Source organism: Pseudomonas sp. B21_DOA (genome assembly GCA_030544685.1).
Lineage (GTDB): Bacteria > Pseudomonadota > Gammaproteobacteria > Pseudomonadales > Pseudomonadaceae > Aquipseudomonas > Aquipseudomonas fluorescens_AO.
In genome coordinates this window covers 218,729-239,089 of the sequence record CP086683.1, presented here as the reverse complement: position 1 = coordinate 239,089, position 20,361 = coordinate 218,729, and the positions used below count along the sequence as shown (strand labels likewise).

The following is a 20,361-nucleotide window of genomic DNA, read 5'->3' as shown; positions in this document are numbered from 1 at the left end:
CGGATGTTGTGAACATGAGCGATAACACTGTGACTCCAACTGCCGCGACACCGGCGGCCAAACCTTCGCGGCGCTGGCCGCTGGTCGTGCTCGGCCTGTGCCTGGTGGCCGGTGTGGCGGGCGGTTTCGGCTGGCTGCTGCTCAAGCCCAAAGCGCCGCCGGCGACACTTGCCAGTGACAAGCTCGGCCTCGGCCGTCCGGACGCCTTGCTCGAAACCCGCTCGCTGAGTCAGTTGCCCAAGGACCTGCTGACGGTGCCGTTCCTCAAGGCCACGCTCACCGAGGATTTCGTTTTCTATTACGAAACCCACGCCGACCGACTTGGCCTGATCGGCAGCCTGCGGCGGATCATCTACGAGCATGACCTGAAGTTGCAGGACAGCCTGATCGAACAGCTTTTCGATCAACCGGCCGATGTTGCGCTGTGGCGTGGCGCCGATGGCCGCTTGAAGGATTTCCTGCTGGTGATGGATCGCGGCGGATTGGCCAAGCTGCTCGAGCCGTTGGCGAAAGTGGCGCTGGATGACACTCAGCTCAGCATCTTCGGCACTCTCAAAGTCGGCGGCGATGACGTGCCGCTGTATCAACTCAGCTACAACGCCAGCAAATCGCTGCTGTTCGCGTCGCGCGGTGAAAAGCTGGTGGTGCTGTCCAATCCAGCCAAGTACTACGACCCGGAGAGCGGCGTCTCGGAAGAATCCGGCCGCGTCTCCGCGCAAGCGCTGGCGGCGTTGCTCAACGGTGAAAAACTCTTTCCGGAAGCGTTCGGCCTGCCAGCGAAGAGCCCGGAAACCAAACAGCGCCTGTCGGTCAATTCCAGCGTGCTCGCCATGGGCTATCAGCGCTTCATCCCGAATTTCGCCGGCCTGCGTTTCGACATGGACGACAAGGGCTGGCACAGCTATCTGGCCATGGATGAACTGGAAAACCAGCCGGACTTCGATTTCAAACCGGTCTGGCAGGCGATGCCGCTGGGGGCGAGCGCTTGCGTGACCCTGCCGGTGGCGGCCGAGCCGCAGAAACCGATATTGATGAAACTCGGTGCCGATGAAGCTGTTGCGCAAACGCTGACCGAACACGTCGCTGGCGCGGCCGGTCTGTGCTGGTACGCCGATTCGCGGCTGTACACGCCGTTGCTGGTTGCCAGTCTCAAAGACGAAGACAGCAGCAAGCTCGACGCTGATCTGGGCAAGTTGTTCGGTTCGATGGTCGGCGCGTTCGAAGCCAACGTCGCCGAAAACGTGTTCCCGGTGATCGACAAGCAGGAAGGCCAAAGCCACGTCTGGCAGCGTCAGGTCAGTTCCAGTTTCGGCCCGTACGCGGCGAAGACCGCCGAGAACCCGGAGGCGATTTCCGGCAAGGCGTTCATGAAAGTCAGCCTTGCCCGTCACGGCTCGACGCTGCTGTTTTCCCTCGACGACAAACTCGTCGACAAAGCCCTCGGCACCCTCGACAAGCGCTTCCCGCCGATGGCCGACGTGCTGCCTAAAGACGTGCTGATGCCGATCTACTTCGGCCCGGACGCGATGGCGCAACTGATGCAGCGCGAAACCCTCGACAGCCTGCCGCAGGACATGGAACCGGTGTTTTACAACGCTGCGCAAACCTACCTGATGCCGAAACTGCGCACCCTCGGCGGCTACGGCAAATATGCCCTGACCCTGCCCGAAGGCAGCGAGCCGGACGGCCACTGGCAATGGCTGCCGCTGGAATGGAAAGCGCTGTGAGCGCACTGATCCGCAGCCTCGGCCTGCTTGCGTTGCTGCTGAGCGCAGGCGCCCGTGCGGTTGAAGCACCAGCGCTCGACCCGGCGCAATCCCAGGTGTTTCGCGCCTGGTTTGTGCGCATCGCTCAAGAGCAATTGAGCCAGGGCCCGAGCCCGCGCTGGTATCAGCAGGACTGCGCGGGGCTGGTGCGCTTTGCCGCCAACGAAGCGCTGAAAGTCCATGACGACAAATGGCTGCGCAGCAATGGTCTGTCCAATCGCTATCTGCCGCCGGAACTGGCGCTGAGCGACGCGCAACGCAAACTCGCGCAACAGTGGCAGCAGGGCGGCGGCAAGATCGGGCCGTACGTCAACGCGATCAAACTGATTCAGTTCAACAGCCATCTGGTCGGCCGCGATGTGTCGCAGGCGCGGCCCGGTGACCTGATGTTTTTCGATCAGGGCGACGACCAGCACCTGATGATCTGGATGGGCCGCTACATCGCCTATCACACCGGCACCACCACCCCCACTGACAACGGCATGCGTTCGGCAAGCCTGCAGCAACTCATGACATGGAAGGACACCCGATGGATACCCGACGCAGCCAACCCCAACTTCATCGGCGTCTATCGACTGAACTTTCTCTCCCAATGACCGGTGCCCGCATGTTGCGTATCTGTTCGCGAATTTCCTTGCTGTTGGCGTTGTTGCTACCGTTTACCTGCGTCAACGCCGAAGACTCGGTGGAACCGAGCAATTACACGCCGGTGGCCGGTGAGAGTTTCTTCCTGCTCGCCGACAGCAGTTTTGCCAGCGACGAGCCGGCGATGGTCCGCCTCGAAGCCCCGGGTCGTGACTACCGGCGTTTCCGCATGGAGCCGTACGGCGGCGCCGACATCCGCGTGTATCGCATCGACAAGCCGCTGGACTTTCTCAAGCGCCAGAAGAACCTGCACCGCGTCGTCAGTGACGGCCAGTTCAAGGGTGAAGGTTTGTCCAACACCCTCGCGTATCTGTGGGACAACTGGTATCGCAAATCCCGCCGGGTGATGCAGCGTGCGTTCTCCTACGAGTCGCGCAAGCAGGTCACCGAAGAAGTGCCTGAGCTGAAAATGGGCGAGGCCATGGCCGCGCCGACGCCGTACGACGCGCAGCCACAATTTGCCTTGATTCCGGGTTTGCCGGTGGTCAGCCAGTTTCGCTATCCGCTGTGGCAGGCCAAGCCGATCCAGCCACCGGCCGGGGTCAATCTGGCTGGGTCTTCGAGTGACTTTGTCAGCGTCGCACCGGGCAACGTGTACATCCCGTTGGGTAACCTGAAACCGGGGCTGTATCTGGTTGAAGCGCTGATCGGCAAGTACCGCGCGACCACCATGGTTTTCGTCTCCAACACCGTCGCGGTGAGCAAGATTGCCGGTGATGAGCTGCTGGTCTGGGCCGCACGCAAGCATGAAGGCAGCTCGGTGCCAAAGGTCAATGTGCTGTGGACCGATGGCCTCGGCGTGATGAGCAGCGGAGCTACCGATGCCGACGGTCTGCTGCGTCTGAAACACGTCAGCCCGGAGCGCTCGTTTGTCATCGGCGAGGACGAAGAAGGCGGCGTATTCGTCTCGGAGAACTTCTACTACGACAGTGAAATCTACGACACCAAACTCTATGCCTTCACCGACCGGCCGCTGTATCGCCCGGGCGATTGGGTGTCGCTGAAAATCGTCGGTCGCGAGTTCAAGAATGCCCGTGATTCGGTGCTGCCGGGTGCGGCGGATGTCAGTGTCAGCGTGCTTGATGCCACGGGGACCGAACTGCAAACCCTCGATCTGAAGCTTGATTCGAAAGCAGGAACCCAGGGCCGTTTCCAGTTACCGGATAACGCCGTGGCCGGTGGTTACGAAATCCGCTTCAACTACAAAGATCAGGCCTACAGCAGTGCTTTCCGTGTGGCTGAGTACATAAAGCCGCACTTCGAAATCTCGCTGAATCTGGCCAAGCAGGATTACCGCACCGGTGAGCCGGTGAAAGGCAGTCTGGTGTTGCTCTACCCGGACGGCAAACCGGTGGCCAACGCGAAATTGAGCCTGAGCCTGCGTGCCCAGCAACTGTCGATGGTCGACAACGAGCTGCAATACCTCGGGCAATTCCCGGTGGAGCTGACCAGCACCGAACTGACCACCGACAGCAAGGGCAACGCAACCCTCGACCTGCCAGCCGCCGACAAGCCAAGCCGCTACATGCTCACCGTATTCGCCAGCGACGGCGCGGCGTATCGGGTCAAGACCACCAAGGAAATCCTCATCGACCGTGGTGCGGCAAGTTTTCGCTTGAGCGCACCGCAGCGTTTCAGCGCGGTCGGCGACAAGGTTGCCTTCAGCTACGCCAACGAGGGTGGCACTGAACAAAGCAAAGCCGTGACGCCGAGCAGCTACGCCTGGGTGCGCCTGGAGGACCAGAGCACTGGCGAAGGCAAACTCGCCGCAACGGATAAAGGCTTCAGCCTCGCCTTCGAGCGCCCGGGCACCTACAACCTGACGCTGAAAGATCAACACGGTCGTGTTCTTGGTGCCACCGGCCATGCGGTCACCGGCGACGGTGTGAAAGCGGTGCCGGGTACCGTGGAAATCGTCCTCGACAGGCCTGAGTACAAGGCGGGCGAAGAAGCGCTGGCGCTGATCACCTTCCCCGAGCCGGTCAGCGATGCACTGCTGTCGCTGGAGCGCGACAAGGTAGAAGCGACCGCGCTGTTGGCCAAGGGCGGCGACTGGCTGAAGCTGGAAAAACTCAGCGACACCCAATACCGCGCGCGCATTGCGGTGAAGGATAACTTCGCGCCGAACCTGACCTTCTCCGTGCTCTACACCAAGGGCGGTCAGTACAGCTTCCAGAACGCCGGGATCAAAGTGGTCGCGCCGCAAATCGACGTGGCGATCAGCACCGATAAAGCTGTGTATCTGCCGGGCGACACGGTGACGGTCGACCTGACCACGCAGTTCGCCGGCAAAGCCGTTCCGGCGCATCTGACGGTCAGCGTGGTCGATGAAATGGTCTACGCGCTGCAACCGGAAGTCGCGCCGACCATCGACCAGTTCTTCTATCACCCACGGCGCAACAACGTGCGTACCAGTGCCAGCCTGTCGTTTATTAGTTACGACGTGGCGTTGCCGGGCAGCCCCGGCGCACCCGGTAAAGCCAATCGCAGCGAACGCGGCGTGAAAGTGCTCGAGCGTCCGCGCCGTGAAGATGTCGACACCGCTGCGTGGCAGCCGGAATTGTTGACCGGCGCCGACGGCAAAACCCGCTTCACCTTCAAAATGCCGGACTCGCTGACTCGCTGGCGCATCACCGCGCGGGCGATTGCCGATGACGGTCAGGTCGGGCAGAAGAAGCAGTTTGTCCGTTCGGAAAAGCCGCTGTACCTGAAGTGGAGCGGGCCGAGCAAATTCCGCAAGGGCGACCAGCCGCAACTGGGCGTGTTTGCGTTCAGTCAGGCGGAGAAACCGGTCAAGGCGGAACTGGTGACTCACTATGCCGGTACCGAACAACGTCTGCCGGTGACCCTGAACAGCGGCATCAATTACCTGCCACTGCCGGCGTTCGCTTTGGCCTCTGGCGGGTGGACGGCGGAGCTGGTGCAGGACGGCAAAGTGGCCGATGCCCTGGCTGTGCGCTTGAGTGCCACCGGCGACGGCTGGCAGGTCACTCAGACGCAAAGCCTCGACGTGGCCAGCGGCGATACGCCGTTGAGTTTGCCGGCGGATGCCACGGATATTCGCCTGCGCCTGGATGACAGTCCGCAAGCGCTGTTCCGTTCCGCCCTCGACGATCTGCTCAGCTACCCGTACGGCGGCGTCGAGCAGACCGCCAGTCGCTTGTTGCCATTGAGCATCGCTTATCCATCGCTGGCCTCGAACCCGCAGACTCGCGATCGCTTGCGTCTGATCATGCAGAACAGTCGTCTGCGCCTGGTGCAAATGGCCGGACCGTCGGCCAGCTTCACCTGGTGGGGCTACGACGGCGAGCCGGATGCATTTCTCACCGCCTATGCCTATTACGCCGACTGGAACGCCAGCCGCGTACTCGAGCTGAACCTGCCGCCTGAACACTGGCAGCGGGTACTCGAGGTGTACGCCAAGCAAGCGCCGAACACGCCGTTGCTGCAACGGGCGCTGATCCTGTCGTTCGCCAAACAGATGCAGTTGCCAGTGAACACGCTGCTCAGCGGTTTGATCGACGATTTGGTCAAGGCCGGTGAAGGCAGTGCCGAAACCTTGCTTGATGACGGCCAGGACAGTCTGGTAATGGGCGACCCGGCCTCGGCACTCGGTCTGGCGGCGGCGCGGGTACTCACTGCATCGTTGGCCACGCAGGCGAAAGTTGCTTTGCCGGAGGCGTTCAATCGGCAACTGGGCGCAGCGCAACAACGTCTGGCGACCAGTTCGCAGCCTTTTGTCGAAGCGCTGAACCTGTCGCTGCAACCGTTTGATCAGGCTCGCGCCACGGCATTGCTGCAACGCTTGCTGCCGCAGCAATCGACGCTGGAACGCGCACTGGCGCTAACCTGGCTGCAACGCAGCATCGCTCAGGCCTCGCCAACCATCGCGTTGATGCCGGGTGAGGGCTGGAAGAAAAACTACGGCGCCAGCGGCGAGATGTACTGGACATGGCAAGGCGCAACGCCGCTGCCGAATGTGCTGAGCGTGTCCGGCACGCAAGAGCGGCCGCTGCGTGCGGCGCTGAGCTTCCAGACTCAACAGCCGCAGGTCGATCCGATGGCCGTGACCATCACCCGGCGCCTGTCGCGTCTGGTGCCGGGCGACGAAGCGTTCACCTTCAAACTCGAGCCGGTCGGCACGAAGCCGCTGTCCAGCGACAGCCTGTACCTGGACGAGGTGATCCTCACCAGCAAGGCAGCGAAACCGCTGCGCTACGGCATGCTTGAAGTGCCGCTGCCACCGGGCGCGGATGTCGAGCGCACGACGTGGGGCATCAAGTTGCAGGGCAAGGACGGTACCGAACCGACCGCGCTGGAGAAGGCGCGTTTCGAACCGGGTCAGTTGGCATACGCGGTGCCGGTCGACGCGCTGAGTGGCGAGTTGCGCCTGCGTCATCTGGTGCGCTTCTCGCAGAAGGGCCAGTTCAATCTGCCACCGGTACGCTTCAAGCAAGTGTATGCACCGCAGCATCAGGCCCAGGAGGCGAAAGCCGCCCTCGGTCAGGTCACGGTCAACTGACATGCGCCGGCCGCTGTTGTGGCTGCTGATGTGTGTGATGCCTGCGCTGGCGACAGCGCAGGACGAGCCATTGCGCGTGGCCTATCAGGGCGAGTTGTTGTCGTTGAGTCAGACGCAACTGATCAAGCGCGAACCGTTGCCAGCGTCGCTGGATGCGCCGCTGGGCAGTCTGTGGAAGTTGTTCGTCTACGCGTGGCTGGTGGATACCGGTGCACGGGAACCGGCGTATGAATGTCGCGGGCAGTCCAAAGAAGAAGTTTATTGCTGCGCGGCGGGCGGCAGGATCGAGCGGGATCAGGCACTGGTGAAGTCCTGCGGTCTGTATTTCGAACCGGCGCGGTTGGGCATCGCAGCGACGGATTGGCGAGCGTATTGGCAGGCGCGGCAGGCGCCGTCGTGGTTGCTGGATTTGCCAGCCGTGCAACCGGCAACAAGGGTTTCAGTTGCCGAGTTGTTGAGCGTTCTGGCGTTGCTGCCAGCGCAGGATCAGATGCGTCGGGTGTTGCTCGATGTCGTACTGAACGCGGCGGACGGCAATGTCGTCGGCGAGTTGGGCGGGCGCCTGCGGGTGAAAACATGGAGCTGGCTCGGCGACCAGGATGCACAATCGCGCCAGGGTGGATTCGCTGGCTGGACCGCCGACGGCGCGCCGATCTGGGCGGGTGGGCGCGGTACCAGTCAAATGGTCCTGCGTCATTACGCTCAGGCGCTGGCCAGCGTATTACCGACGGATTGGCCAGCGGACGCAGGGCGCTGTGTGGAAGTCGGGCTGTTTTCGAAATATCCGGTTTCGAAGGTTCTGGCCGGGGATCGTGTTGCCACGTCCGGGCCATTGCGCGGCGATTACCGCGTCGAATTCGCCAACGGCAACGCGCTGGATATCCACAGCGACGGCGAACTGTTTCTGCTCAACGACAAACTCGTCGCAAGGCTTGATCGCGAGGAGTATGTCGCTCGCGTCCTTGAGCGCGAAGCCAAACCGCAACCCGCCGAAGCCGCCAAAGCGCTGGCCGTAGCGATCCGCACCTATCTGCTGCAAAACGCCACGCGCAACGGCGATTGCCTGAGCATCGACGACAGCAGCAATCGCCAGCGCGTCGCCCCGCGTCCTGCTTCCGCCGAGTCGCGCAACATTGCGGCGTGGACGGCGGATCTGGTACTGGCCGGCAGCACCGTCACCTATCACTCCGACCAACCCGGTCCGGACAAACTCGCTTGGCAGCAAGCCGTCGAGCAAGCGAACGCCGGCCAGCGTTACGACGCGATTCTGCTGCACGCTTATCCGCGCGCCAGCCTCAGCCGCTGGGACAACCCGGTCGCCTCCTGCGAAGCATTGCCCGCCGCGCAAGACTGGCTGCAGAAACAGCGACGCGGCTGGCGTCCGAGGCTCGAAAGCGAAACCGGCTACAACGAAGTCAGCACGTTTGCCGTATGCAAACTCGCCTTCGGCCGGCCCTTCGTCGACCGCGAACGCCAGCGCATTTACGTGCGCGGCGTGCTGACCCTGCAGGATCGCCTCGACCTGACTCATGAATATCTGCACCTGGCCTTCGAAGCACACCCCACGGCCAGGATGAAACCTACATCGAAGGGCTCGCCCGTCACCTTTTGCTGGAATAGACCATGACACTCCGTTATCCACAGGTCTTGCTGCTGCTTTGTGCCCTCAACGTGCTGCCGCAAGCGTTCGCCGCCGAGGGCGTCAAACTCGACACCCCGGTCGGCGGCTGGCGCAGCGGCGCGCCAGAAGGCGAGGGCGAGAGCTTTCGCCAGACCGTCAACTACCCGGCCTCGTCGGTCAACACACCGCTTGGTCAGGCCAATACCGCCAGAATCAGCGGTCAGATCAAAGCCGTGCCGAAGAGCGGCGAACCCGGACGCCTGATCGTCAACGGCGTCAGCATGCCATTGAAAATCGACCCCGCCGGCGGCTTTGATCGGCCGTTCTCCTTCCCCAACGGCAGCAACAGCGTCGAAGTGCGCAGCGCCGACGGCCAGCAACGCCACCGCACGCAGTTCCTCAACGCCCGCGGCGGCGCCACCCCGGCCAAATTGCGCGTGCTGCTGGCCTGGGACAGCGACGGCACCGACCTCGACCTGCACCTGATCACCCCCGACGGCGCCCACATCTGGTACGGCAACCGCAGCGCCGCCAACGGCGCCGCCCTGGACGTCGACGTCACCACCGGCTACGGTCCCGAAATCGCCGCCATGCCCGCGCCGATCAAGGGGCAGTATCTGGTGTACGTGAATTATTACGGCGGCGGGTATCGCGGAGATGACGAAGGAGGGGATGAAGCGGTGCAGGCGCTGACCACGGCGCAGGTGACGGTGATTACTGAAGAAGGCACGCCGAGCGAGAAGATGGAGACGTTTGTAGTGCCGATGCGGACAGCGGGGAGCTGACGTTGGTGAAGTCGTTCAGTTATCCGTGAATTCCCGGCTAATTTGGAAAAACGCCGCAAAGCGCATTGCCCTGATAACCATGCACAATCGGCCCCAGCATCATGAACGGGCCGCAGGCGTAGAACGGCGACGGCACCGTTTGTTTTGAATAGAGCAAAACGGTTTCATCTCCAGATTCGTCGCTGCCAAAGGACTGCTCGGAGTACGACGTACACACGGGCAATTTCAGCGGAACAGGAATGATCAACGCCCAAACCGTGACGCCACACCATTCTCGGGTAGGGGCTGATTGCGCGGTTCGGGTAATCGCTGGCGTGAGCGAACGAGCACTTAGAGCTTTGTACTCGTCAGTTCTGAGTGTGGTTTTCTCAGGCAACGCCACGATGGCACCGACGCAGCCGGAGAGGCACAAGCCCAGAGCAGCGATGAGGATCATCGATTCAACGGATGCGTGGCGAGATGCGAGACGCATGTTTTAACTTCCTTGTACGCGTTGTGACTTTCTACAATGATCAGCCCTTTGCACCTCGGCGGCGTGCGTCCGGCAAATGGGATGTTTCGAAATCAGGTCCGGGATGGCAACCGATCTTGCGCAACCTCGTAGGCGGCCTCCCGCTCACGTTTGCCTATCGCGACCACGAACACCAGAATTTCGTGATCAAGTACCTGATAGATCAAGCGATAACCGGCGTTTTTCAATTTCACTTTATAGCAGTCTGGTAGCTCGCGAAGCCGATTGGCTTCGATTCGCGGATTCTCCAAGACTTCAGCCAACTTTGTTTGAACTGTTGGCGAACCGTATCGCCCAGCTTGTTCCATTCTTTTAATGCACGTCGATCAAACTCAAGTTCATAAGTCATCCAGACTCACTTTGACCCGCTGAGGGGATGCGAGACGTTCGGTGACTACGGCAATCAGCGCTTCATCTTCTTCACTGAGCAGCGCCGCTTTGAAGGGTAACTTGCCCCGCTCTGCTACATATTGGAGGGTTTGGCGCAGAAGCTCCGACGGCGTGACGCCGAGCTTTTCGAGTTCGGCGAAGGAGCGCTGTTTCAGATCATCATCGATGCGGATGTTGATGGAAGCCATGATGGAATGCTGTAATGACGGTTGTCGTTACGGTAACAAGAGGGTCGCGTTCTCGACAAGTGAGAATTCAAGTTCCGGACGGTAGGCGTAGCCTTTTTGCAGACATTAAAAAGCCGGCTTGTGGCCGGCTTCTCGGAGACTGACTTGGTTTATTTTTGGTAAACCGCGCCAGCCTTCAAAACGTACATCCGGATCTTGCGTCCGGCTGTGGGACTTGGTCAGACGTTGGTCTGCCGCGTCGGGCGTCATCCGAGCCGCTGGGCGGGTCGATGCGCGAATGTGGGGCGCAGGATACTGAGTTTTGCTCTGGATTCCCAGCCTCAAGTGCGGTTTAGAGCGACTGAAGCGGTACAAACTCGGGATTTGTATCGGTTGTCAGGGCCTCTTCGCGTGCAAGCCCGCTCCCACAGGTTCGAGTGAACTGTCATAGAAACGGCACCACCGGCCGGCGCTTGCCCAGTGTCGACCACCAGAATACCCAGCCAAGAATGTGAATCCGCTGCTCTTCGATCTGCGCCGGCCGGAAGACCTCGTCGGGGTATTCGGCGCTGTTGTGGCTGCGCATGCGCAGGCCATTGCCGGGCATGCGGTGCAGGTATTTGATGCGCAGCATGCCGTCATGCTCTACGGCGTAGATTTCGCCATCGACGACTTGGGTCAGGCCGCGGTCGATGGCGACGATGGAGCCGTCTTCGATGCGATCGGCCATGCTGTTGCCGATCATGTGCGCGCAGATGGCGTTGGCGTGCTGAATGTCGAGTTGATCGAGGTGGGCGCGGGGCAGGCGCAGGGATTGGTCGGGGTCGAGAATGACGTGGGTTTTGCCATCACCATTGGCGATCGGGGTTTCCTTGAAGAAGGCCAGATCGATGTCGCTGGGGTTGATGACGGTGTAGACGCCGCAGATCGACTGGGCGTCGAACGTGTCGCCATTGCTGGCGGGTGGGTGCAGGCGCGGGACCTCCTTGACGCCTTCCCCGGTTTTCAGCCATTCACTATTGACCGACAACAGGCGTGAGACTTCTTCCATGCGATACGCCGGGACGCCCCGGGTGTACCAGTTATGAACGTTTTGGGCTTCCGTGCCCCAGAACCTTGCGAAATCCGTGGTGCTGATGTTCGCTGCTTCCAGGAGTGCCTTGAATCGTGGACCGCTAGTGTTCTTTCTCATAAACACGGAGTCTACGGCCGGACCAGAGCGGTTTGAATAAACCGGGCGTTCAAAAAAAGCCTGTATTTTGCGACGGGATGTAAGACGTGCTTGTGGGAAATTAAACAGATTAAAACTGCATGTAGGAATTTAAACGGTTTGTTTAGTCGGGCTTTTCAAGAGGCCCTCACCCCAACCCTCTCCCGAAGGGAGAGGGGCCGACCAGGGTGTATTTCGAGTGACATCGACCTGAACAACCGAGTCGATTATGCAGACGCCAATAACAAAAAACCCCGGAAGTCCGGGGTTTTTTCAAGCGTCACGCGAAGCGCAATGGCTTAGCCCTTGTAGGCGGCAACCGACTTGGTGATCGCTTCGCGGGCGGCGTCTGCACCGGCCCAGCCTTCGATCTTGACCCACTTGCCCTTCTCGAGATCCTTGTAGTTCGCGAAGAAGTGCTCGATCTGCTGGATCAGCAGGGGTGGCAGGTCGGTATATTCCTTCACATCGACGTACAGCTGCGACAGCTTGTCGTGTGGCACTGCGATGACTTTGGCATCGCCGCCGCCGTCGTCGGTCATGTTCAGGATGCCGACCGGACGGGCGCGGATTACCGAACCTGGCGCTACCGGGTAAGGGGTCACGACCAGCACGTCGAGGGGATCACCATCGTCAGCCAGGGTGTTCGGGATGTAACCGTAGTTGGCCGGGTAGAACATTGGGGTGGCCATGAAACGGTCAACGAACAGGCAATCGCTGTCTTTGTCGATTTCGTATTTGATCGGCGCGTGGTTGGCCGGGATCTCGATCGCGACGTAGATGTCGTTCGGCAGGTCTTTGCCAGCCGGAATCTTGCTGTAGCTCATTGGGCGTTGCCCCCGTAGTTGACCAAAAACACTTGGCCGGATTGACCAAAAAGTGGCGGCGATTATAGGCACATTCCTACGGCGACGCCACGTACCAGAAGTCGTGCAGAGCTTAGTCGTGCGCCTGATAGACCGGGTCTGTGGCTTGAAGTTGCCGCAGTCTGCCCAACGGATCCTGCCGGTAGAAAAGCTGCAGTTGCAAGTAGACCTGTGGATAAGCCTCATGCAGCAGATCCGGGGCGCTGAAGAAGTATTCGCTGGTGACGGCGAAGAACTCCGCCGGGTTCTCGGCGGCGTAGGGATCGATGGCGGTTTCGGCGTCTGGATCGTGGTCGAGCTGGCGGTTGAGGTCGTCGTAGGCGGCCTGCATCACTTCGGCCCAGTCGCTGACGCGCATGTCGGCGTGCAGCGGCGGCAGGCCGTTGGCGTCGCCGTTGAGCATGTCGAGCTTATGCGCCAATTCATGAATCACCAGGTTGTAGCCTTCCCAGCCACCGCTGGCCTGTACGCCGGGCCAGGCGAGAATCACCGGCCCCTGCTGCCAGGCTTCACCGCTGTGTTCGCCATCCCACTCATGTTCGACGCCGCTGGCATCGCGATGGCGTTGCGGGCTGAGGAAGTCATCGGGGTATAGAACGATCTCGTGGAAGCCCTGATACCAGTTCAGATCGCCGAGATGCAGCAACGGCAACTGCGCCTGGGCGGCGAGCAGCAGGCGCTGTTCCTGATGCAGTTCGACGCCGGGCAGGGCGGTCAGGTGTTTGTCGTCGAGAAACAGCACACAGGCTTCGCGCAGCCACTGGTCTTCAGCCGCGCTGATGCCGTCGAGGAAGGAGAGTTGGTGGCGCACCCGTTGCCACAGGTCGTCGGCAATCGGGTGGCTGGCCAGGATGCGCCGGCGACGCCAGGCGCTCAGAGACCACATCGGATCAGTGCGATTGCACTTTGGTGCCGCCGAAACGGCTGCGCACCACGCCGATGATCATCGGCACCAGCGACAGCAGGATGATTGCCACCACCAGCAGCGAGAGGTTTTTCTTGATGAACGGCACGTTGCCGAAGAAATAACCCAGGGTGACCAGACCGCCAACCCAGAGGATGGTGCCGAGCACGCTGAAGCCGAAGAAACGCGGGTACGGCATCCGCGCCACACCGGCAACGAACGGCGCGAAGGTGCGGATGATCGGCAGGAAGCGCGCCATGGTCACGGTCTTGCCGCCGTGCTTGTCATAGAAGTCGTGGGTTTTTGCAGGTAATCGCGACGGAAGATTTTCGAGTTCGGGTTGCTGAACAGCTTCTCCCCGGCCGTGCGTCCGATCACGTAATTGGTGCTGTCGCCCATGATCGCCGCCAGCATCAGCAGGCCACCGAGCAGCACTGGATCCATGCCGCCGCCGGCCGCCACCGCGCCCGCGATGAACAGCAGCGAGTCGCCCGGCAGGAACGGCATCACCACCAGACCGGTTTCACAGAAGATCACCAGAAACAGGATGGCGTAAATCCATGGCCCATAGTTGTTCACCAGCAAATCGAGGTACACGTCGAGATGCAGGATAAGGTCGAGCGGGTTGAAATCCATGGGGGCACCTGTATGACGGCCCGACTCGGCAGGCCTGTGCGGATGACTTCGTGTAAGCCTACAGCGGGGTGTAGTTTTTCTTACAAGCCGGAAAGATCGGGATTATACGGTCTGACCGCTGAAAAGCGCGCCGGTTTTGTAGCGGGGAGTGTCGCGAAGTGAGCAATTGTCAGGGAAGGGGCGGCCGTGGCGAGGGAGCGAACTCCCTCATCACCGAAGCCGTTGGAGTCAGAGCTCGTCGCTGATCGGCAGTACGTAGTTCTTGAACTCGGTGTCTTCCTTGAAGCCGATCGATTCGTAGGTTTTCTGCGCCACTTCGTTGTTCGCGCTGGTCGAGACGCGCATGCGCACGGCCTGGGTTTCCTTGGCCATTTTCTTCGCAGTGCGGATCAGGTTGTCGGCGACCAGTTGCCGGCGCGCGTCTTCAGCAACGTAGATATCGTTGAGAATCCACACGCGTTTGAGCGACAGCGACGAAAAGCTCGGATATAGCTGGCAGAAGCCCATGAGTTTCTTGTCGTCATCGTCGGCCAGGGCCAGATAGATCACCGACTCTTTGCGGCGCAGGCGTTTTTCGAGGAACGCGCGGGAGGAATCCGGGTAAGGCAGGGAGCCGTAGAACTCGCGATATTTGACGAACAAAGGAGTCAGCAAATCCAGATGTTCGAGGGTCGCTTGAATAATCCGCATGATAGGTCTCGTCTTCAAGTGGCTGTCTTCAACTGCTCTGACGGCGATGGGAAACCCGGGCGGCCGTGCGTCGATCCTGCCTGAAAGCAGCGCAGAAAGGCAATGCGGAAACGGTTCAGGCTGGGGGTGGATCGAGCAGGAAGTTGCCTTTCATGTCGACAGCGTCGTCGGCCTCCAATGTGTGCAACTGAGCTTCATCCTTCAGATTGACCCCCGACAGCTGCCGCCGACAGGCCTCGCGCATCAGATACAGCAAGCGATGCGCCGCCATGCCATAGCTCAAGCCTTCAAGCCGAACATTGGAAATGCAGTTGCGATACGCGTCGGTCAGGCCGACCTTTGGCGCATAGGTGAAATACAGCCCGAGGCTGTCCGGCGAACTCAGGCCCGGACGCTCGCCGATCAGCATCACCACCATCTTCGCCCCGAGCAACTGGCCGATCTCGTCACCGATGGCAACGCGACCCTGTTCCACCAGCACCACCGGCGCCACGGACCAGCCGTCGCCGCTCATCTGTTCTTCCAGGCGCGTCAGGAATGGCAGGGTGTGGCGGTGCACTGCCAGTGCCGACAGGCCATCGGCGACGACCATCACTAGGTCGACCCCGCCTGGGTGGGCGCTGGCGTAGTCGCGCAAGGTCTGCGCCGACTCATCGCTGAGTTTGCGCCCCAGGTCCGGGCGTTGCAGATAGGTGTGTCGGTCCGGCGCGGCGCTTTGCAGTGCCAGGGTTTCCCGCCCGCGCTCGCTCAGTTGTGCGCTGATTTCGCTGTGATCGAAGGCCAGGTGCACGGCATCGCGGGCCTGGGCGTGGGCAAACTGAAAATCCAGCTGCGCCCGCGTCGGCAGACTGGTGCCGGTGCGGCCCAGGGCAATGCGTGCCGGCGTCAGGCGGCGCAGTTCCAGCCAGGGGTTTTGCGGATCGACCGGTGGTTTTTCCATAAGACTCATCCCAAGTGCGCCAAGGCCTGGCGGAAGGCCGGCGGCAGATTGTTGCCGAAGCGAACCTTGCCGTCCGCCTGGGTGAAGATGCCCATGTTGGCCAGCCATTGCTCGAACTCTGGCGCCGGTTTCAGGCCCAGGGTCTGGCGGGCGTACAAAGCGTCGTGAAACGAAGTGGTCTGGTAATTGAGCATGATGTCGTCGGAGCCGGGGATGCCCATGATGAAGTTGATCCCGGCGACGCCGAGCAACGTCAGCAGAGTGTCCATGTCATCCTGATCGGCTTCGGCGTGGTTGGTGTAGCAGATGTCGCAGCCCATCGGCACGCCGAGCAGCTTGCCGCAGAAGTGGTCTTCGAGGCCGGCGCGGATGATCTGTTTGCCGTTGTAGAGGTATTCCGGGCCGATAAATCCTACGACGGTGTTCACCAGGAACGGCTTGAAATGTCGCGCCACGGCGTAGGCCCTTGTCTCGCAGGTCTGTTGATCGACGCCGTGGTGGGCGTTGGCCGACAGCGCGCTGCCCTGACCGGTTTCGAAATACATCAGGTTCTGCCCGAGGGTGCCGCGCTTGAGACTGAGGCCGGCGTCGTAGCCTTCCTGCAACACGTTGAGGTTGATGCCGAAACTGGCATTGGCTGCCTCAGTGCCGGCAATCGACTGAAACACCAGATCCAGCGGCACGCCACGGTTGATCGCCTCGATCGAGGTGGTGACGTGGGTCAGCACGCAGGCCTGGGTGGGAATGTCGTAGCGCTGGATGATCGCGTCGAGCATCTCCAGCATCGCGCAGATCGAAGCGATGCTGTCGGTGGCCGGGTTGACCCCGATCATTGCATCGCCGTTGCCGTAGAGCAGGCCGTCGAGAATGCTCGCGGCAATGCCGGACGGCTCATCGGTCGGGTGGTTGGGTTGCAGGCGGGTCGACAGGCGCCCGCGCAAACCGAGGGTGCCGCGAAATTGGGTGACCACGCGGATTTTCTGCGCGACCAGCACCAGATCCTGTACACGCATGATCTTCGACACGGCGGCGACCATTTCCGGGGTCAGGCCGGGGGCGAGGGCGCGCAGGCTGGTTTCGTCCGCCGCATCACTGAGCAGCCAGTCGCGAAAGCCGCCGACCGTGAGGTGGCTGACCACGGCGAAGGCTTGTTTGTCGTGGGTGTCGATGATCAGCCGGGTGACTTCATCGGCTTCGTAGGGAATCAGCGCTTCTTGCAGGAAGTGGGTGAGCGGGATGTCCGCCAGGGCCATTTGCGCGGCCACCCGTTCGCCGTCGTTGAGCGCGGCAATCTCGGCGAGAAAATCCCCCGAGCGGGCGGGGCTGGCCTTGGCCATGACATCTTTGAGGCTGTCGAAGCGGTAAGTCTGCGCGCCGACCGTGTGAGCAAAACTGGCCATTCAGCGTTCTCCGTGACGGCGCAGAATGCGTCTGCGCCGTGGTTTTCGACAATCAGTGCAAGGCTTGTTCAGCTTTTTGAATCGCCGCGAATTCCTCTTCCGGCGTGCCTGCTACCAAGTGATGCCGACTGTAGAAAGCAAAGTAAGCAATTAACACTCCATAGATGATCGCGGCGCCGATCACCACCCGTGGATCGACGAGGAAGCCCGCCACCACGGCAATGCACGCCAGTACCAGCGCCACACCCGAGGTGAAAATGCCGCCCGGCGTGCGGTACGGCCGGTCCATTTTGGGGCGACGGATGCGCAGGGTGATGTGCGCGGCCATCATCAGCACATAGGAAATGGTAGCCCCGAACACCGCGACCAGAATCAGCAGATCGCCTTGGCCAGTCAGCGATAGACCGAAGCCGATGATCCCGGGAATCACCAGGGCCAGCACCGGCGCCTTGCTCTTGTTGGTCTGCGACAGTTTGCGCGGCAGGTAACCGGCCCGCGACAGCGCGAAGATCTGCCGCGAGTAGGCGTAGATGATCGAGAAGAAGCTGGCGATCAGTCCGGCCAGACCGACGAGATTGACGAAGCTGCCCATCCACGTCGAGCCACCGTAGGCCTTGCTCAGTGCTTCGACCAGCGGGTTACCCGAAGTCAGCAGCGAATTCGCACCGGCGCCGCCGGGGCCGACGATCAGAATCAGCAGTGCGAACATCAGCAGCACCAGCATCGCCCCGATCAGCCCGCGCGGCAGGTCGCGCTTGGGGTTTTTGGTTTCTTCCGCCGCCAGCGGCACGCCTTCGACGGCGAGGAAAAACCAGATCGCATAGGGAATCGCCGCCCAGACGCCGACATAGCCGAACGGCAGAAACGGACTGGCACCGACCGCAGTGGTCACCGGGATGTCGAGCAGGTTGGCGACGTCGAAGTGCGGCACCATCGCCACCAGAAACACCCCCAGCGCCAGCGCGGCGACAGCGGTAATGATGAACATCAGCTTGAGCGCTTCGCCGACGCCGAAAATGTGGATAGCGATGAAGATGATGTAGAACGCCAGATAGATCATCCACCCGCCAATGCCGAACAGCGACTCGCAATAGGCGCCGATGAACACCGCGATGGCAGCGGGGGCGATGGCGTATTCGATAAGGATTGCGGTACCGGTAAGAAACCCGCCCCACGGCCCGAACGCACTGCGGGCGAAACCGTAGCCGCCGCCAGCGGTGGGAATCATCGAGGACAATTCGGCCAGGGAAAAGCACATGCACAGGTACATCGTCGCCATCAGCAGCGTGGCGAGAAACATGCCGCCCCAGCCACCCTGGGCGAGGCCGAAGTTCCAGCCGGCGTAGTCGCCGGAAATCACATAAGCGACGCCGAGGCCCACCAGCAGGACCCAGCCGGCGGCGCCTTTTTCAGTTCGCGTTGTTGGAAGTAATCGGTGCCGACTTTTTCGAAGTCGACGGAGGAGCCGGTCGCCGGAGCGCCGGCCGGGGATTCGCTTGGCATAGGGTTCACCATTTTTATTGTTTTATTGGCCCGGCTACAGCCAGGAACCTGATCGTTCCCACGCTCTGCGTGGGAATGCAGCCCTAGACGCTCCGCGTCCCTTCGAAACCGAACGCGGAGCGTCCGTTGAGGCGTTCCCACGCGGAGCGTGGGAACGATCAGCATCGCAGGATCAGAAGAATCCCAACGGATTGATGTCGTAGCTCACCAGCAGGTTCTTGGTTTGCTGATAATGGTCGAGCATCATTTTGTGGGTTTCACGCCCGACGCCGGACTTCTTGTAACCGCTGAATGCGGCATGCGCCGGATAGAGGTGGTAGCAGTTGGTCCACACCCGACCAGCCTTGATTGCGCGGCCCATGCGGTAGGCGCGGTTGATGTCGCGGGTCCACAGTCCGGCGCCGAGACCGAACTCGGTGTCGTTGGCAATCGCCAGGGCTTCGGCTTCGTCCTTGAAGGTGGTGATGCTCACCACCGGGCCGAAGATTTCTTCCTGGAACACGCGCATCTTGTTGGTGCCCTTGAGCAGGGTCGGCTGGATGTAATAACCAGTGGCCAGGCTGCCCTCGAGTTTTTCCACCTTGCCGCCGGTCAACAGTTCCGCGCCTTCGCCCTTGGCGATTTCCAGGTACGAGAGGATCTTGTCAAATTGCTGCTCGGATGCCTGGGCGCCGACCATGGTGTCGGTGTCCAGTGGGTCGCCACGTTTGATCTGGCTGACTTTCTTCATCACGGCCTGCATGAATTCGTCATAGATCGATTCCTGCACCAGCGCGCGGGAAGGGCAGGTGCACACTTCGCCCTGATTGAAGAACGCCAGCACCAGACCTTCGGCGGCCTTTTCGATGAAGCTCGGCTCGGCCTGCATGATGTCTTCGAAGAAGATGTTCGGCGACTTGCCGCCCAGTTCCACGGTCGACGGAATGATGTTTTCCGCTGCGCATTTCATGATGTGCGAGCCGACCGGGGTCGAGCCGGTGAAGGCAATTTTGGCGATGCGCTTGCTGGTCGCTAGCGCCTCGCCGGCTTCTTTGCCGAAGCCCTGCACGACGTTGAGCACGCCCGGCGGCAGCAGGTCGCCGATCAGCTCCATCAGCACGCAGATGCCCAGCGGGGTTTGCTCGGCAGGCTTGAGCACCACGCAGTTACCGGCGGCCAGCGCTGGCGCGAGTTTCCACGCAGCCATCAGCAGCGGGAAGTTCCACGGAATGATCTGGCCGACCACGCCCAGCGGTTCGTGAATGTGGTAAGCCACGGTATTGCCGTCGATTTCCGCAGCGCTGCCTTCCTGAGCGCGCAGGCAACCGGCGAAATAACGGAAATGGTCAGCGGCCAAGGGGATGTCGGCGTTGAGGGTTTCGCGGATGGCTTTGCCGTTGTCCCAGGTTTCGGTGATCGCCAGCAATTCGAGGTTTTCTTCGATGCGGTCGGCAATTTTCAGCAGGATCAGTGAACGCGCCTGCACGGAAGTGGCGCCCCACGCATCGGCGGCGGCGTGGGCAGCGTCCAGCGCCTTGTCGATGTCTTCGGCGGTGGAGCGGGGAATTCGGCAATTGGCTGGCCATTGACCGGCGAGGTGTTAGTGAAGTACTGACCTTTGACCGGTGCGACGAACTCGCCGCCGATGTAGTTACCGTACTTGCTCTTGAACGAGACTTTGGCGCCGTCAGTACCGGGGTGGGCGTAACGCATGATGATGTTCTCCTTGGCTTTGTACTTATTAGAGAAACGCGCAAGTGCGCTTGCTATAAGCGTAGAGCAAGGGCCGGGCCACTGCCGTGCAGCGCAGGCAAATCAAGGGCTTG

Annotated in this window: 11 protein-coding genes and 6 pseudogenes; 5 read left to right on the top strand and 12 right to left on the bottom strand. The window is 61.2% G+C overall.

Annotated elements, in window-relative coordinates:
• Window positions 1-14 precede the first annotated feature (14 nt).
• The 5 genes and pseudogenes from LJU32_01125 (at window position 15) to LJU32_01105 (ending at window position 9,368) form a co-directional block, all read left to right on the top strand.
• The gene (locus tag LJU32_01125) at window positions 15-1,727 is read left to right on the top strand and encodes a DUF2138 domain-containing protein (GenBank protein ID WKV89135.1); all 1,713 of its coding nucleotides are present in this window, start codon (window positions 15-17) and stop codon (window positions 1,725-1,727) included.
• Window positions 1,712-2,362, top strand: coding sequence for a DUF1175 family protein (locus LJU32_01120; GenBank protein WKV89134.1), 651 nt, complete (start codon window positions 1,712-1,714; stop codon window positions 2,360-2,362). The genes LJU32_01125 and LJU32_01120 overlap by 16 nt, the downstream gene beginning before the upstream one ends.
• Window positions 2,359-6,933, top strand: coding sequence for an alpha-2-macroglobulin family protein (locus tag LJU32_01115; GenBank protein WKV89133.1), 4,575 nt, complete (start codon window positions 2,359-2,361; stop codon window positions 6,931-6,933). Before LJU32_01120 ends, LJU32_01115 begins: the two co-directional genes overlap by 4 nt.
• Window position 6,934: 1 nt before the next feature.
• Window positions 6,935-8,553, top strand: a pseudogene (locus LJU32_01110) (DUF2300 domain-containing protein).
• Window positions 8,554-8,556: 3 nt separating this feature from the next.
• Window positions 8,557-9,368: pseudogene (locus tag LJU32_01105) on the top strand (DUF2135 domain-containing protein).
• An 8-nt stretch (window positions 9,369-9,376) separates the two neighbouring features.
• On the opposite strand, the gene LJU32_01100 reads toward LJU32_01105, so the two are convergent.
• From LJU32_01100 to LJU32_01045, 12 genes and pseudogenes are all read right to left on the bottom strand, one after another.
• A complete protein-coding gene (locus LJU32_01100) occupies window positions 9,377-9,811 on the bottom strand; it encodes a hypothetical protein (GenBank protein WKV89132.1) in 435 nt (144 codons plus the stop codon).
• Window positions 9,812-9,903: 92 nt separating this feature from the next.
• Window positions 9,904-10,199 (bottom strand): annotated as a pseudogene (locus LJU32_01095) (type II toxin-antitoxin system RelE/ParE family toxin).
• A complete protein-coding gene (locus LJU32_01090; GenBank protein WKV89131.1) occupies window positions 10,189-10,428 on the bottom strand; it encodes a type II toxin-antitoxin system RelB/DinJ family antitoxin in 240 nt (79 codons plus the stop codon). Before LJU32_01090 ends, LJU32_01095 begins: the two are co-directional and overlap by 11 nt.
• 424 nt (window positions 10,429-10,852) lie before the next feature.
• Complete coding sequence (locus tag LJU32_01085) at window positions 10,853-11,599, bottom strand: helix-turn-helix transcriptional regulator (GenBank protein ID WKV89130.1); 747 nt, start codon at window positions 11,597-11,599, stop codon at window positions 10,853-10,855.
• A 317-nt stretch (window positions 11,600-11,916) separates the two neighbouring features.
• Window positions 11,917-12,444: an inorganic diphosphatase gene (gene ppa / locus LJU32_01080; protein ID WKV89129.1), complete on the bottom strand. Its 528-nt coding sequence runs from the start codon at window positions 12,442-12,444 to the stop codon at window positions 11,917-11,919.
• 112 nt (window positions 12,445-12,556) lie between these two features.
• The gene (locus tag LJU32_01075; GenBank protein WKV89128.1) at window positions 12,557-13,369 is read right to left on the bottom strand and encodes a zinc-dependent peptidase; all 813 of its coding nucleotides are present in this window, start codon (window positions 13,367-13,369) and stop codon (window positions 12,557-12,559) included.
• A 4-nt stretch (window positions 13,370-13,373) separates the two neighbouring features.
• Window positions 13,374-14,023, bottom strand: a pseudogene (locus LJU32_01070) (DedA family protein).
• 228 nt (window positions 14,024-14,251) lie between these two features.
• Window positions 14,252-14,713 carry a GNAT family N-acetyltransferase gene (locus tag LJU32_01065; GenBank protein WKV89127.1) on the bottom strand — a complete coding sequence of 154 codons (462 nt, stop codon included), beginning with the start codon at window positions 14,711-14,713 and terminating at the stop codon, window positions 14,252-14,254.
• A 115-nt stretch (window positions 14,714-14,828) separates the two neighbouring features.
• Window positions 14,829-15,653, bottom strand: coding sequence for an ethanolamine ammonia-lyase subunit EutC (gene eutC, locus LJU32_01060; protein WKV89126.1), 825 nt, complete (start codon window positions 15,651-15,653; stop codon window positions 14,829-14,831).
• Window positions 15,654-15,658: 5 nt separating this feature from the next.
• Window positions 15,659-17,053 carry an ethanolamine ammonia-lyase subunit EutB gene (locus LJU32_01055; protein ID WKV89125.1) on the bottom strand — a complete coding sequence of 465 codons (1,395 nt, stop codon included), beginning with the start codon at window positions 17,051-17,053 and terminating at the stop codon, window positions 15,659-15,661.
• A 52-nt stretch (window positions 17,054-17,105) separates the two neighbouring features.
• Window positions 17,106-18,556 (bottom strand): annotated as a pseudogene (gene eat / locus LJU32_01050) (ethanolamine permease).
• Between the two features lie 172 nt (window positions 18,557-18,728).
• A pseudogene (locus LJU32_01045) lies at window positions 18,729-20,248 on the bottom strand (aldehyde dehydrogenase).
• Window positions 20,249-20,361: the final 113 nt, after the last annotated feature.

What these genes read in the sequence shown, in the direction of transcription:
- eutC (WKV89126.1), bottom strand. Translation starts at nt 15,653, where the DNA reads ATGGAAAAACCACCGGTCGATCCGCAAAACCCCTGGCTGGAACTGCGC.
- LJU32_01075 (WKV89128.1), bottom strand. Translation starts at nt 13,369, where the DNA reads ATGTGGTCTCTGAGCGCCTGGCGTCGCCGGCGCATCCTGGCCAGCCAC.
- LJU32_01085 (WKV89130.1), bottom strand. Translation starts at nt 11,599, where the DNA reads ATGAGAAAGAACACTAGCGGTCCACGATTCAAGGCACTCCTGGAAGCA.
- LJU32_01120 (WKV89134.1), top strand. Translation starts at nt 1,712, where the DNA reads ATGGAAAGCGCTGTGAGCGCACTGATCCGCAGCCTCGGCCTGCTTGCG.
- LJU32_01065 (WKV89127.1), bottom strand. Translation starts at nt 14,713, where the DNA reads ATGCGGATTATTCAAGCGACCCTCGAACATCTGGATTTGCTGACTCCT.
- LJU32_01115 (WKV89133.1), top strand. Translation starts at nt 2,359, where the DNA reads ATGACCGGTGCCCGCATGTTGCGTATCTGTTCGCGAATTTCCTTGCTG.
- LJU32_01125 (WKV89135.1), top strand. Translation starts at nt 15, where the DNA reads ATGAGCGATAACACTGTGACTCCAACTGCCGCGACACCGGCGGCCAAA.
- LJU32_01090 (WKV89131.1), bottom strand. Translation starts at nt 10,428, where the DNA reads ATGGCTTCCATCAACATCCGCATCGATGATGATCTGAAACAGCGCTCC.
- ppa (WKV89129.1), bottom strand. Translation starts at nt 12,444, where the DNA reads ATGAGCTACAGCAAGATTCCGGCTGGCAAAGACCTGCCGAACGACATC.
- LJU32_01055 (WKV89125.1), bottom strand. Translation starts at nt 17,053, where the DNA reads ATGGCCAGTTTTGCTCACACGGTCGGCGCGCAGACTTACCGCTTCGAC.
- LJU32_01100 (WKV89132.1), bottom strand. Translation starts at nt 9,811, where the DNA reads ATGCGTCTCGCATCTCGCCACGCATCCGTTGAATCGATGATCCTCATC.